The organism is Streptomyces sp. NPDC002044 (genome assembly GCF_040296725.1).
In the GTDB taxonomy this organism is placed as follows: domain Bacteria; phylum Actinomycetota; class Actinomycetes; order Streptomycetales; family Streptomycetaceae; genus Streptomyces; species Streptomyces antarcticus.
Map to the genome: position 1 here is coordinate 42,269 of NZ_JBEOXU010000031.1, position 14,038 is coordinate 56,306.

Genomic DNA, 14,038 nt, shown 5'->3' on the forward strand with positions numbered 1-14,038 from the left:
CGGGCCCGAATACGATCGCCACGGATGGCCGTCCACCCACTCGGCCCACACATACATACGGAAGCGAGACCTCACCACCGTGACTGCTCTGACTCTCAGCACTGCCGGCGCGGCGACGCTGCGCGCCGACGCCCTCGTGGTCGGCGTGGCGAAGGGCCCCAAGGGCCCCCTCGCCGCCGCGGGCGCCGAGGCCGTGGACACCGCGTACGCGGGCAAGCTCGCCGCCGTACTCGAAGCGCTCGGGGCCTCGGGCTCCGAAGGGGAGATCACCAAGCTCCCGGCCCCGGACGGCTTCAAGGTCCCGGTCGTGCTGGCGGTCGGACTCGGCACCCTCCCGGACGAGGACGAGTCGTACGACGAGGAGGTGCTGCGCCGCGCCGCCGGCGCCGCCGCCCGCGCCCTGCACGGCGCCAAGAAGGCCGCCTTCGCGCTCCCCCTGGACGACGCGTCCGCCGTCACCGCGGTCGCCGAGGGCGCGCTGCTCGGCGCGTACGCCTTCACCGCCTACCAGGGCGGCGAGAAGAAGGGCTCCAAGAACGCCGGCCCCAAGCTGCCGCTCGCGGAGATCGCCCTGCTCGGCGCCAAGCCGCGCGACAAGGACCACAAGGCCGCCGCCGAGCGCGCCTCGATCGTCGCGGCCGAGGTCAACATCGCCCGCGACCTGGTCAACACCCCGCCGAACGACCTGACCCCCGAAGCCTTCGCCGCGGTCGCCTCCGCGGCCGCGAAGGAGAACGGCATCAAGGTCCAGGTCCTGGACGAGAAGGCCCTCGTCAAGGGCGGCTACGGCGGCATCATGGGCGTCGGCAAGGGCTCGGAGAACCCCCCGCGCCTGGTGAAGCTCTCCTACACCCACGCCAAGGCGGAGAAGACCCTGGCCTTCGTCGGCAAGGGCATCACCTACGACTCCGGCGGCATCTCGCTGAAGCCGGCCGGGCACAACGAGACGATGAAGTGCGACATGGCCGGCGCCGCCGCCGTCTTCGCCGCCGTCGTCGCGGCCGCGAAGCTGGGCCTCCAGGTCAACGTCACCGGCTGGCTCGCGCTCGCCGAGAACATGCCGTCCGGCTCCGCCACCAAGCCCGGTGACGTGCTGCGCATGTACAGCGGCAAGACCGTGGAGGTCCTCAACACCGACGCCGAGGGCCGCCTGGTCCTGGGCGACGCGCTGACCAGGGCCTCCGAGGACAACCCGGACGCGATCATCGACGTCGCGACCCTGACCGGCGCCATGGTGATGGCCCTGGGCGACCGCACCTTCGGGATCATGGCGAACGACGACGCCTTCCGCACCTCGATCCACGAGATCGCGGAAGAGGTCGGCGAGGCGTCCTGGCCGATGCCGCTCCCCGCGGACCTGCGCAAGTCCATGGACTCCCCCACCGCCGACATCGCCAACATGGGCGTCCGGATGGGCGGCGGCCTGGTGGCCGGCCTCTTCCTCCAGGAGTTCGTCGGCGAGGGCATCACCTGGGCCCACCTCGACATCGCGGGCCCCGCCTTCCACGAGGGCGCCCCGCACGGCTACACCCCCAAGGGCGGCACCGGTTCCGCCGTCCGCACCCTGGTGCGGCTGGCCGAGCGCACGGCCACGGGCGACCTGGGCTGAGGCTGCCGCGTGTGAGACCTGACGCACTCCGGGCCTTGATCGAAAAGCCGGTCAAGGCCCGTGGTGTGCCCGGCTGCGTTGCGCCCACGACGAAATCCGTAGGTTTCTACGCACCGGTAACCGTGGCCTCGGGCAGAACGACCGGTCACATGGTGGGCCCGGCGTCCCGCGTTCCCCCGACAAATGCGAAGATGGGTTCTCGGCAGGACAGGGCCCCCACCACAGGGCCGACGAAACCAGCGGCCGATTACCAGCCGCCGCCCGGTCACAGAGGACCGGTGCCCGGCGCACATGCATGGAGGACGTGACGTGGCGAACGACGCCAGCACCGTTTTCGACCTAGTGATCCTCGGCGGTGGCAGTGGCGGTTACGCCGCGGCGCTCCGCGCATCCCAGCTGGGTCTCGACGTTGCGCTGATCGAGAAGAACAAGCTCGGCGGCACCTGCCTGCACAACGGCTGCATCCCCACGAAGGCTCTGCTGCACGCCGGTGAGATCGCGGACCAGGCGCGCGAAGCCGCTCAGTTCGGTGTCAAGGCCTCCTTCGAGGGCATCGACATCGCGGGTGTGCACAAGTACAAGGACGAGGTCATCTCGGGCTTGTACAAGGGCCTGCAGGGCCTGGTCGCCTCGCGCAAGGTGACCTACATCGAGGGAGAGGGCCTCCTCTCCTCCCCGACTTCCGTCGACGTGAACGGCCGGCGTGTCCAGGGCCGCCACGTGCTCCTGGCGACCGGCTCCGTGCCGAAGTCGCTGCCGGGCCTGAACATCGACGGCAACCGCATCATCTCCTCGGACCACGCGCTGGTCCTGGACCGCGTGCCCGAGTCCGCGATCGTCCTGGGCGGCGGCGTCATCGGCGTCGAGTTCGCCTCGGCGTGGAAGTCCTTCGGCACCGACGTCACCGTCGTCGAGGGCCTCAAGCACCTCGTGCCGGTCGAGGACGAGAACAGCTCGAAGCTGCTGGAGCGCGCGTTCCGCAAGCGCGGCATCAAGTTCAACCTCGGCACCTTCTTCGACAAGGCCGAGTACACGGAGAACGGCGTCCGCGTGACGCTGGCAGACGGCAAGACCTTCGAGGCCGAGGTGCTGCTGGTCGCCATCGGCCGCGGGCCGGTCTCCCAGGGCCTGGGCTACGAGGAGCAGGGCGTCGCGATGGACCGCGGCTACGTCCTGGTCGACGAGTACATGCAGACCAACGTGCCGACCATCTCGGCCGTGGGCGACCTCGTCCCGACCCTCCAGCTCGCGCACGTCGGCTTCGCCGAGGGCATCCTGGTAGCGGAGCGTCTGGCCGGTCTCAAGACCGTCCCGATCGACTACGACGGTGTGCCGCGCGTCACGTACTGCCACCCCGAGGTCGCGTCCGTCGGCATCACCGAGGCGAAGGCCAAGGAGATCTACGGCGCGGACAAGGTCGTGGCCCTGAAGTACAACCTTGCGGGCAACGGCAAGAGCAAGATCCTCAAGACCGCGGGCGAGATCAAGCTCGTCCAGGTCAAGGACGGTGCCGTGGTCGGCGTCCACATGGTCGGTGACCGGATGGGCGAGCAGGTCGGCGAGGCCCAGCTCATTTACAACTGGGAGGCCCTGCCGGCCGAGGTCGCGCAGCTCATCCACGCGCACCCGACCCAGAACGAAGCGATGGGCGAGGCCCACCTGGCCCTCGCCGGCAAGCCGCTTCACTCCCACGACTAATTCGTCACGGGCGCGACGACCACTTCCGCACTTCCCCAAGCTCTCGACTCCGCTCGAGCTGGGGGAGACCCCACCGTTAGGAGCAACTGAAACCATGTCGGTTTCCGTAACCCTTCCGGCGCTCGGTGAGAGCGTCACCGAGGGCACTGTCACCCGCTGGCTGAAGGCCGAGGGCGAGCGCGTCGAGGCCGACGAGCCGCTGCTCGAGGTATCGACCGACAAGGTCGACACCGAGATCCCCTCGCCCGTGTCCGGCATCCTCGCCTCCATCAAGGTGGCCGAGGACGAGACCGTCGAGGTCGGCGCCGAGCTGGCCGTCATCGACGACGGTTCGGGCGACGCGGCTCCGGCCGCCGCCCCGGCCGAGGCCGAGGCCCCCGCGGCCGCGGCTCCGGCCGCCGAGGCCCCGGCCCCGGCTGCCGAGGCCCCGCAGGCCGCCCCGTCCACCGAGGTCCCGGCCGGCTCCGAGGCTCCGGCCCCGACCGCCGACGCGGCCGCCGGCGGCGGTTCCGCCGAGGGCACCGATGTCGTACTCCCCGCCCTGGGCGAGTCCGTCACCGAGGGCACCGTCACCCGCTGGCTGAAGCAGGTCGGCGAGTCGGTCGAGGCCGACGAGCCGCTGCTCGAGGTCTCCACCGACAAGGTCGACACGGAGATCCCCGCGCCGGTCGCCGGCACACTGCTGGAGATCCTGGTCGGCGAGGACGAGACCGCCGAGGTCGGCGCCCGTCTCGCCGTCATCGGCGTCGCGGGTGCGGCTCCGGCCGCCGCCCCGGCCGAGGCCGCCCCGGCTCCGGCCGAGGCCGCCGCTCCGGCTCCGGCCGCTCCGGCGGCTCCGGCTCCGGTGGCCGCTCCGGCCCCCGTGGCCGCTCCGGCTCCGGTCCAGCCCGCCGCTCCGGTGGCCGCGCCGGCCCCGGTGGCCGCGCCGGCTCCCGTGGCCGCCCCGGCTCCGGTCGCGCCCGCCGCCCCCGCCGCTCCGGCCTCCGCCGGTGACGAGGGCGCGTACGTGACCCCGCTGGTGCGCAAGCTCGCCACGGAGTCCGGCGTCGACCTGTCCGCGGTCTCGGGCACCGGTGTCGGTGGCCGCATCCGCAAGCAGGACGTCCTGGCCGCCGCCGAGGCCGCCAAGGCCGCCGCCGCACCGGCTCCGGCCGCCGCCGCTCCCGCCGCGAAGGCCCCGGCCGCCGCGGTGTCCGAGCTGCGCGGTCAGACGGTCAAGATGACCCGCATGCGCAAGGTCATCGGCGAGAACATGATGAAGGCCCTGCACTCGCAGGCGCAGCTCAGCTCCGTGGTCGAGGTGGACATCACCAAGATCATGAAGCTGCGCGAGAAGGCCAAGGCCGGCTTCCTCGCCCGTGAGGGCGTCAAGCTGTCCCCGATGCCGTTCTTCGTCAAGGCCGCCGCCCAGGCGCTGAAGGCCCACGCGGTCGTCAACGCCCGGATCAACGAGGCCGAGGGCACCATCACCTACTTCGACTCGGAGAACATCGGCATCGCCGTCGACTCCGAGAAGGGCCTGATGACCCCGGTCATCAAGGGTGCGGGCGACCTCAACCTGGCGGGCATCTCCAAGGCGACCGCCGACCTGGCCTCCAAGGTCCGCGGCAACAAGATCACGCCGGACGAGCTGTCGGGCGCGACCTTCACCATCAGCAACACCGGCTCGCGCGGTGCGCTCTTCGACACGGTCATCGTGCCGCCGAACCAGGTCGCCATCCTGGGCATCGGTGCCACGGTGAAGCGCCCGGTGGTCATCGAGACCGCCGAGGGCACCAACATCGGCATCCGCGACATGACGTACCTGACCCTGTCCTACGACCACCGTCTGGTGGACGGCGCGGACGCGGCCCGGTACCTCTCGGCCGTCAAGGCGATCCTCGAGGCCGGCGAGTTCGAGGTCGAGCTCGGCCTGTAACCGGGCGGCTTGTAACCAGCCTCACCGTCGGCGCCCCCGTCCGGAATACTTCCGGACGGGGGCGCCGCCGTATTGTCTACGCATCAGGCCCCGCGTGACCCTGCCAGCCACCAGGAGATGAAGTCCCGATGATCACCCCACCCGTCGTGCACTCGCTGCGCGAGCAGATCCGCGAGCACATCGTGGAGGGGATCGTCAGCGGGCGCTGGAAGCCCGGCGAGCGGATCGTCGAGCGCCGGATCGCGGTGGAGCTGGAGGTCAGCCAGACGCCCGTACGGGAGGCCCTGCGCGAGCTGGAGACCCTGCGGCTGATCGAGTCGGCGCCGAACAAGGGCGTGCGCGTACGGAACCTCTCGGCCGCGGACCTGGAGGAGATCTATCCGGTCCGGGCCGGTCTGGAGCAGATCGCGGCCGAGCTGGCCGCGCCCCGGCTGGCGGCGGACTGCTCGACGCTGGAGCCGCACGTGGCGGCCCTCTGGGAGGCCGACCGCGCCGACGACGGCACCGCGCAGGTGCGGCACACGGTGGGGTTCCACCGGGAGATGGTGCGGGCGGCCGGGAACAGCGTCCTGCTGCACACCTGGGAGAGCCTGGGCATCGAGGTGTTCACGGCCCTGTCCATCCGGTGGCTGGGAACGGTCCAGAAGTCCTACGCGGAGGAGCACGAGGCGCTCGTCGAGGCGTTCCGCGGCCAGGATCCGGACATCGGCCTGCTGGTGAAGCGGCACGTCCTGGGGTGTGCGCCGCGCGCCTGACCGGCCCCGCGCGCCGCCCGTTTCACCCCTATTTGACCGGCACTGCGTGCCTTATTTAATGGCACGCGGTGCCGACTTTCGTCAGATGGACATTTCTTCGCCACTTTCATTTGATCGATCATCGATCAGCGATTTACAGTCATCGCGGACCTCAACCAGGTCCGCCAGCCCTGTCCTGCCCGTCAGGGATTTCTTCACCACCTCTCCTTTGTCCGGAAGGCGGCGCACACCGATGTCCGACCCCGTAGGAAAGCTTCCGAGCGAGCTCGACCAGCTCCCGGACCGCGACACCGAGGAGACCGCCGAATGGGCGGCCTCCCTCGACGCCGTCGCCAAGGCCGCCGGTACGCGCCGCGCCGAATACCTGCTCCGCCGTACGCTCCAGCACGCCGAGGCCGCCGGTCTCGCCCTGCCGAAGCTGCTGGAGACGGATTACGTCAACACCATCCCCACCGCCGCGGAGCCGGAGTTCCCCGGTGACGAGGCGATGGAGGCCCGGATCACCGCGTGGAACCGCTGGAACGCGGCCGCCATGGTCACCCGCGGCTCCAAGTACGGCGTCGGCGGCCACATCGCCACCTTCGCCTCCGCCGCGTGGCTCTACGAGACCGGCTTCCAGCACTTCTTCCGCGGGAAGGAGGCCGACGGATCGGGCGACCAGCTCTACATCCAGGGCCACGCCTCCCCCGGCATCTACGCCCGCGCCTTCCTCGACGGCCGGATCTCCGAGCAGCAGCTCGACAACTTCCGCCAGGAGTCCGGCGGCAACGGCCTGCCGTCCTACCCGCACCCGCGGCGCCTGCCGTGGCTGTGGGAGTTCCCGACGGTGTCCATGGGCCTCGGCCCGCTGTCCGCGATCTACCAGGCGCGCTTCAACCGCTACCTGCAGAACCGCAGCATCAAGGACACCGCCGACTCGCACGTCTGGGCCTTCCTGGGCGACGGCGAGATGGACGAGCCCGAGTCGACCGCCGCCCTGGCCCTCGCCTCCCGCGAGCAGCTCGACAACCTGACCTTCGTCATCAACTGCAACCTGCAGCGCCTCGACGGTCCGGTCCGCGCGAACTTCCGCGTCGTCCAGGAGCTGGAAGCCCAGTTCCGCGGCGCCGGCTGGAACGTCATCAAGTCCCTGTGGGGCTCCGCCTGGGACGAGCTGTTCCAGCTCGACACCACGGGCGCCCTGGTACGCCGCCTGCGCGAGGTACCGGACGCCCAGTTCCAGACGTACGCGACCCGCGACGTGGCCTACATCCGCCAGCACTTCTTCGGCGCCGACGCCGAGCTGACGCAGCTGGGCGGCCTGCTCTCCGACGCGAAGATCGCCGAGTGCTTCCACACCTCCCGCGGCGGCCACGAGCCCCGCAAGGTGTACGCCGCGTACAAGGCCGCCCTGGAGCACAAGGGCGCGCCGACGGTCATCCTCGCGCAGACCGTCAAGGGCTACACGCTGGGTGCCGGGTTCGAGTCGAAGAACGCGAACCACCAGATGAAGAAGCTGACGATCGACGAGTTCAAGAGCATGCGCGACAAGCTCGGCCTCCCGATCCCGGACAGCGCCTTCGTCGACGGCCAGGTCCCGTACGGCCACCCGGGCGCGGACAGCCCCGAGGTCCGGTACCTGAACGAGCGCCGCGCCGCGCTCGGCGGTCCGGCCCCGGCCCGCACGGTCAAGCAGGTCGCCCTGCCGGCTCCGCCCGACCGCTCCTTCGCCCCGCTGCTCAAGGGCTCCGGCAAGCAGGAGATGGCCACCACCATGGCCTTCGTCCGGCTCGTCAAGGACCTGATGCGGGACAAGGAGACCGGCAAGCGCTGGGTGCCGATCGTCCCCGACGAGGCCCGCACCTTCGGCATGGAGTCCCTCTTCCCGTCGGCCGGCATCTACTCGCCGCTGGGCCAGACGTACGAGCCGGTCGACCGCGACCAGCTCATGTACTACAAGGAAGCCAAGGACGGCCAGATCCTCAACGAGGGGATCACCGAGGCCGGCGCCATGGCCGACTTCATCGCCGCCTGTACGTCGTACGCGACGCACGGCGAGCCGATGATCCCCTTCTACATCTTCTACTCGATGTTCGGCTGGCAGCGCACCGCCGACCAGATGTGGCAGCTCGCCGACCAGCTCGGCAAGGGCTTCATCGTCGGCGCCACCGCCGGCCGCACCACGCTGACCGGTGAGGGCCTCCAGCACGCGGACGGCCACTCGCACCTGATCGCGTCCACGAACCCGGCGTCGCTCAACTACGACCCGGCCTTCGCGTACGAGATCGCGGTGATCGTCAAGGACGGTCTGCGCCGGATGTACGGCGAGCAGCCTGAGGACGTCTTCTACTACCTGACGGTCTACAACGAGCCGAAGGTGCAGCCCCCGATGCCCGAGGGCGTCGAGGAAGGCATCCTGCGCGGCCTGTACCGCTTCAACACGGCGGCCGACCTGGCGGACGCGGCTCCGGCCGCCGGCTCCCCGAAGATCCAGCTGATGGCCTCCGGTACGGCGATCCACTGGGTGCTGGAGGCGCAGAAGCTCCTCGCCGCCGACTGGAACGTGGCCGCCGACGTCTGGTCCGCCACCTCGTGGGGCGAGCTGCGCCGCGACGCGCTGGAGTGTGACGAGGCGCTGCTGCGCGGCGAGGTGCGCACCCCGTACGTGACCCGTGCGCTGGAGGGCGTGACCAGCCCGGTGCTGGCCGTCTCCGACTGGATGCGCCAGGTTCCGGACCAGATCAGCCAGTGGGTGGAGCAGGACTGGACCTCGCTGGGCACGGACGGCTTCGGCCTCTCCGACACCCGTGAGGGCGCCCGCCGCCACTTCGGTGTCGACGCCCAGTCGATCGTGGTGGCCGCGCTGGCCCAGCTCGCCCGCCGCGGCGAGGTGCCCGCGTCCGCCGTCAAGGAGGCCCGGGAGCGCTACGGCCTCTGAGGCCGCGCGGCCGGCGCGGTGGCGCGCCGTAGGAACACCGTGTCGTGAAGAGGCCGGTGTCCGACCCTCCCGGGGGGCGGACACCGGCCTTTTCACGCCGTGCGCGGTGGCGGCGCGGGGGCGGAGCCGTGATGCTTGAGCCGTGATGGACGAGACGGAGTTCTGGGAGATCGTCGACCGTACCCGCGAGGCCGCCGAGGGCGACCCCGAGGAGCACGCCGAGCTGCTCGTGGAGCGGCTGGCGCAACTCGATCCCGACTCCGTCGTGGACTTCGCGCGGCACTTCGAGTCGCGCTACAACCGGGCCTATACCTGGGACCTGTGGGGCGCCGCCTGGGTCCTGCTCGACGGGGCCAGCGACGACGCCTTCGACTACTTCCGCTGCTGGCTCATCGGGCAGGGCCGGGAGGTCTTCGAGGGCGGGGTGCACGACCCGGACCAGCTGGCGGAGCTGCTGGGCGAGTTCGACGAGGAGATCGACGGGGACGGCGAGGAGCTGGGGTACGCGGCCGACGAGGCGTACGAGCAGCTGACCGGTGCGGTCACGCCGGAACTGGGGGTCCCGCTCCAGCCGGCAGAGCCGGAGGGCACCCCGCTGGACTTCGAGGACGAAGCCGTGCTCGCGGAGCGCTTCCCCCGGCTCTGGGACCGCTTCAGGGGCTGACCGGCGGCGCCGATCAGGGTGGGTGGCCGGCCGGGTGGGCCGGCCGGGGTGCTCAGGGGGTCAGTAGTGGGTGCCGCCGTCGATGCGGATCTCCGTACCGGTGATGAAGGCGCCGTCCTCCGAGCCGAGCATGGCGACGACGCCGGCCACGGTCTGCGGCCCGGCGAAGCCCTGGCCGAGGGCCGGGGCGAGCTTGGCGAAGAGGGACCAGTCGGTGTCCTCGGGCAGGCCGGGGCCGGTCCCGGTGGTCATGCCGCTCTCGATGGACCCGGGTGCGACGGAGACGAAGCGCAGGCCCTGCTTGCTGTACTCGGCGGCCAGCGCGTGGGTCATGGACTGGATGCCGCCCTTGCTGGCCGCGTAGGCGGTCATGTAGGGGTGGGCGAAGGACGCGGAGGTGGAGCTGAAGTTCACCACGACCGGCTGGTCGCCCGCGAGCAGCGCCGGAAGGGCCTCGCGGATCATCAGGAACGTGCCGGTCAGGTTGATCCCGATGACCGTGTTCCACAGTTCGAGCGTGGTGTGCCGGGTGTGCGCGGAGCGCAGGATGCCGGCGGCGTTCACGAGGACGTCGATCCCGCCGAGGGCGTCGGCCGCCGCGGCCACGCCCCGCCGGACCGCGTTCTCGTCGGATATGTCGAGGACGGCCGTGGTGAGGCGGTCCGTGTGGCCGTCGGCCGCGGCACGGTCGGCGGTGGCCGTCAGGCCGGCCTCGTTGACGTCCACCGTGTGGACCCTGCCGCCCTCGGAGAGGATGCGGTGGACGGTGGCCTGGCCGATGCCGGAGCCACCGCCCGTGATGAGGACGCGACGTCCTTCGTAACGGTTCATGGGGGTGAGCGTACGAGCTGATGACACGTTTTGCCATAGTGACAAGAAATGCAATCATCGTGGCGTGCGGCAGGTACGCTTCACCCCGTGAGATCCCCTCGTCCGTACTCTTTCCAGGCCGGCCCCGGAGCCCAGTCGCTGACCGAGCGCCGCAAGGCCGCCACCCAGCTCGACATCGCCCGCGCCGCCTGCGAACTCTTCGCCGAGCACGGCCCGGACGGCACCACCGCCGAGGACATCGCCCACCGCGCCGGGGTGGCCCTGCGCACGTTCTACCGGTACTTCCGCAACAAGCAGGAGGCGGTGGCCCCCCTGCTCGCGGGCGGCGGCGACGCCTGGCGCGCCCTGCTCTCCGAGGAGGATCCCGGCACTCCGCTCGGGGAGGCCCTGGAACGGGCCGTCACCCGGTCGCTGAACGACCCCCAGGCCGTCGGGGAGGGCCTGGAGGTCACCCGCGGCCTGCTCCGCGCGGCGGAGTCCGACGAGGCGCTGAGGGCGGTCTGGTACCGGGTGAACCAGGATTCCGAGGAGCAGCTGGTCCCCGTGGTGGCCCGGCTGGCCGGCCCGGGCTCGGACGCCCTGGGGGTACGGCTCCTCGCCGCGGCGGCAACGGACGCGATCCGCATCTCCCTGGAGCTGTGGTCGGCCACCGACGCCCCGGTCTCGGGGCCCGGCTCTCCGGCCGAACTCGCCGTCCGCTGCCTGCGCGACCTCACGGGCGCTATGCCGCTGCTGCTGCGCTGAGGTCAGCGCCCGCCGCCACCTCCGCCGCCGCCGCCCCAGTTGCCGCCCCCACCGCCGCCGTCGCCGCCGCCCCAGTTGCCGCCGCCGTCGCCGCCCCCGCCGCCGCCGCCGTTCCAGTTGCCGCCGTCGCCGCCCCCGCCGCCGCCGTTGTTCCAGTCGCCGCCGCCCCCGCCGCCGCCACCGTTCCAGCCGCCGCCGTCGTTGTTGTTCCAGTTGCCGCCGCCACCGCCGCCCCCGTTGTTCCAGTCGCCGCGGTCGTTGTTCCAGTTCCCGTTGTCGTTGTTCCAGTTCCCGCTGTCGTGACGGCCGGAGTCGTAGTCGTACCGGCCCGAGTTCCAGTTCGCGTCGTCGCGCCAGTTGGAGTCGTTCCAGTGGGAGTCACGCCAGTTGTCGTTGTACCCGCCGACACCGCCCTGGTCCCAGCACCAGCTGGGCCGGTCGCGCCAGTCGTGGTTGCAACAGGCGTCCCACCGGGCGTCCGAGCGGTGGGAGGGGTAGCGGTAGCAGTCGTAGCCACCGTTCCCGCCGCCGCCTCCCCCTCCGGTGACGGTCGAAGCCGAGGCGCTGGCGAGGGGCAGCACACCCATCGCGATTCCCGCGGCCCCTGCCATGGCTGCCGCAACGATCCTACGGCGCATGTTCATGCACCTCCGCACGTATCTCGCTTATCAGGCTTTTAGGTCATTTCAACCCTCGCCCGGTCCCCACCCCCTGTCAAAGCGGAAAGGCCCCCCGCCGCACTCCGAAGAGAGCGGCGGGGGGCCTTTCACCAGGCACGACCCGGATTTTCTAGAGGTCGAAGTACAGCTCGAACTCGTGCGGGTGCGGGCGCTGCGCGATCGGGGCGATCTCGTGCGTGCGCTTGTAGTCGATCCACGTCTCGATCAGGTCCGGGGTGAAGACACCGCCGGCCAGGAGGTACTCGTGGTCGGCTTCCAGGGCCTTGAGCACGTCCTCGAGGCTGGTCGGGACCTGCGGGACGCTCGCGTGCTCGTCGGGCGAGAGCTCGTAGAGGTCCTTGTCGATCGGCTCCATCGGCTCGATCTTGTTCTTGACGCCGTCGAGGCCCGCGAGCAGCAGCGCCGCGAAGGCGAGGTACGGGTTGGACGACGGGTCCGGGGCGCGGAACTCGACGCGCTTGGCCTTCGGGTTCGAGCCCGTGATCGGGATGCGCATGGCGGCGGAGCGGTTGCGCTGCGAATACACCATGTTGACCGGCGCCTCGAAGCCCGGCACCAGGCGGTGGTAGGAGTTCACCGTCGGGTTGGTGAACGCCAGCAGCGACGGGGCGTGCTTGAGGATGCCGCCGATGTAGTAGCGGGCGGTGTCCGAGAGGCCCGCGTAGCCGGTCTCGTCGTAGAACAGCGGGTCGCCGTTGGCCCACAGCGACTGGTGCACGTGCATGCCCGAGCCGTTGTCGCCGAAGATCGGCTTCGGCATGAACGTCGCGGTCTTGCCGTTGCGCCAGGCGACGTTCTTCACGATGTACTTGAAGAGCATCAGGTCGTCGGCCGCGGCGAGCAGCGTGTTGAACTTGTAGTTGATCTCGGCCTGGCCACCGGTGCCGACCTCGTGGTGCTGGCGCTCGACCTGGAGGCCCTGGGCGTCCAGTTCGAGGGAGATCTCGGCGCGCAGGTCGGCGAAGTGGTCGACCGGGGCGACGGGGAAGTAGCCGCCCTTGTAGCGGACCTTGTAGCCGCGATTGTTCTCCTCGGACCCGGTGTTCCAGGCGCCGGCCTCGGAGTCGATGTGGTAGAAGCTCTCGTTCGCGGTGGTCGCGAAGCGCACGCTGTCGAACACGTAGAACTCGGCCTCGGGGCCGAAGTACGCGGTGTCGGCGATGCCGGTGGAGGCGAGGTACGCCTCGGCCTTCTTCGCGATGTTGCGCGGGTCGCGGCTGTACGCCTCGCCCGTGATCGGGTCGTGGATGAAGAAGTTGATGTTGAGCGTCTTGTCCTTGCGGAACGGGTCCAGGCGCGCGGTGGAGATGTCGGCGCGCAGCGCCATGTCGGACTCGTGGATCGCCTGGAAGCCGCGGATCGAGGAGCCGTCGAAGGCCAGCTCCTCGTTCGGGTCGAACGCGCGCCCCGGGATGGTGAAGTGCTGCATCACACCAGGCAGGTCGCAGAAGCGGACGTCAACGAACTTGACGTCGTTCTCCTCGATGTACTGCTTCACTTCGTCGGCGTTCTGGAACATCCAACTCCTCCTACTCCCGGCCCCGGGGCAGGGACGGGTTTTATAGCTCGTGGTGCGTCAGTGCGGTGTCGCACGCTGACCCGACCATAAGCAGACGGGATTTCTCAAGCATGACCCATTTGTTTCGCACAAGTTAACCAGGGTCCCGCGGAAGCGCCGTGGAGCCGCACGGGTACCGTGTTCGGGTGGACAACAGGCAAGCAATCGGATCGTGGCTCTCGGGCCCCCGCGCGGCCGCCGAGGACATGGGCGTCGACTTCGGCTACCCGGGTCAGCGGCTCGGCCTCCCCCAGGCTGGGCCCGGCTCCGTCGCCCGGTTCGGACGCCGGCTGGGCGCCGTGGCCATCGACTGGACCGGCTGCCAGCTGATCGCGTACGGGCTGATCACGGGCGGTGACCTGGCCGCGGCGGGCAACTGGACCCTGGGGCTCTTCGTGGTCCTGGCCGTCCTGACCGTCGGCACCGTCGGCTTCACCCCCGGCAAGCGGATCGTGGGGCTCCGGGTGATCGCGGAGGACGGTGGCCGCCTCGGCTTCGGCCGGGTCGTGATCCGTACCCTGCTGCTGGCCCTGGTCGTCCCGGCGCTCATCTGGGACCGCGACGGCCGCGGCCTGCACGACCGGCTGGCGCGCGCCGTGCAGGTCCGTCTCTGACCGCCGCGTCCACCGCGCACGACACAGGGGCGCCCCCGGACCGTTCGGTC

Annotated in this window: 11 protein-coding genes; 8 read left to right on the forward strand and 3 right to left on the reverse strand. The window is 70.6% G+C overall.

Annotation, left to right across the window (positions count from 1 at the left end; translation table 11 throughout):
• Positions 1–79: 79 nt before the first annotated feature.
• The 6 genes from ABT106_RS11220 (at position 80) to ABT106_RS11245 (ending at position 9,561) form a co-directional block, all read left to right on the forward strand.
• Positions 80–1,609 carry a leucyl aminopeptidase gene (locus tag ABT106_RS11220; RefSeq protein WP_351275322.1) on the forward strand — a complete coding sequence of 510 codons (1,530 nt, stop codon included), beginning with the start codon at positions 80–82 and terminating at the stop codon, positions 1,607–1,609.
• A 309-nt stretch (positions 1,610–1,918) separates the two neighbouring features.
• Positions 1,919–3,307, forward strand: coding sequence for a dihydrolipoyl dehydrogenase (gene lpdA / locus ABT106_RS11225; protein WP_351275324.1), 1,389 nt, complete (start codon positions 1,919–1,921; stop codon positions 3,305–3,307).
• A 94-nt stretch (positions 3,308–3,401) separates the two neighbouring features.
• Positions 3,402–5,225 (forward strand): 2-oxoglutarate dehydrogenase, E2 component, dihydrolipoamide succinyltransferase, encoded by a 1,824-nt coding sequence (gene sucB, locus ABT106_RS11230; protein ID WP_351275326.1) that lies wholly within the window; start codon positions 3,402–3,404, stop codon positions 5,223–5,225.
• A gap of 131 nt (positions 5,226–5,356) precedes the next feature.
• Entirely contained in the window at positions 5,357–5,980 is a 624-nt protein-coding gene (locus ABT106_RS11235) for a GntR family transcriptional regulator (protein WP_351275346.1), read from the forward strand.
• 232 nt (positions 5,981–6,212) lie between these two features.
• The gene (gene aceE / locus ABT106_RS11240; RefSeq protein WP_351275328.1) at positions 6,213–8,897 is read left to right on the forward strand and encodes a pyruvate dehydrogenase (acetyl-transferring), homodimeric type; all 2,685 of its coding nucleotides are present in this window, start codon (positions 6,213–6,215) and stop codon (positions 8,895–8,897) included.
• 142 nt (positions 8,898–9,039) lie between these two features.
• Positions 9,040–9,561 (forward strand): DUF4240 domain-containing protein, encoded by a 522-nt coding sequence (locus ABT106_RS11245; RefSeq protein WP_267720811.1) that lies wholly within the window; start codon positions 9,040–9,042, stop codon positions 9,559–9,561.
• Between the two features lie 60 nt (positions 9,562–9,621).
• Here ABT106_RS11245 and ABT106_RS11250 read toward each other — a convergent pair whose 3' ends face one another.
• Entirely contained in the window at positions 9,622–10,392 is a 771-nt protein-coding gene (locus tag ABT106_RS11250) for an SDR family NAD(P)-dependent oxidoreductase (RefSeq protein ID WP_351275330.1), read from the reverse strand.
• 87 nt (positions 10,393–10,479) lie between these two features.
• Here ABT106_RS11250 and ABT106_RS11255 point away from each other — a divergent pair, with 87 nt between their 5' ends.
• Complete coding sequence (locus ABT106_RS11255) at positions 10,480–11,136, forward strand: TetR/AcrR family transcriptional regulator (RefSeq protein ID WP_351275332.1); 657 nt, start codon at positions 10,480–10,482, stop codon at positions 11,134–11,136.
• 2 nt (positions 11,137–11,138) lie between these two features.
• On the opposite strand, the gene ABT106_RS11260 is transcribed toward ABT106_RS11255, so the two are convergent.
• Together ABT106_RS11260 and glnA are read right to left on the reverse strand one after the other, a co-directional pair.
• The gene (locus ABT106_RS11260) at positions 11,139–11,747 is read right to left on the reverse strand and encodes a hypothetical protein (protein ID WP_351275334.1); all 609 of its coding nucleotides are present in this window, start codon (positions 11,745–11,747) and stop codon (positions 11,139–11,141) included.
• Between the two features lie 178 nt (positions 11,748–11,925).
• Positions 11,926–13,335 carry a type I glutamate--ammonia ligase gene (gene glnA / locus ABT106_RS11265; protein WP_267720807.1) on the reverse strand — a complete coding sequence of 470 codons (1,410 nt, stop codon included), beginning with the start codon at positions 13,333–13,335 and terminating at the stop codon, positions 11,926–11,928.
• A 185-nt stretch (positions 13,336–13,520) separates the two neighbouring features.
• On the opposite strand from glnA, the gene ABT106_RS11270 reads away from it, so the two are divergent.
• Entirely contained in the window at positions 13,521–13,988 is a 468-nt protein-coding gene (locus ABT106_RS11270; RefSeq protein WP_351275336.1) for an RDD family protein, read from the forward strand.
• The last annotated feature ends 50 nt before the right edge of the window (positions 13,989–14,038 follow it).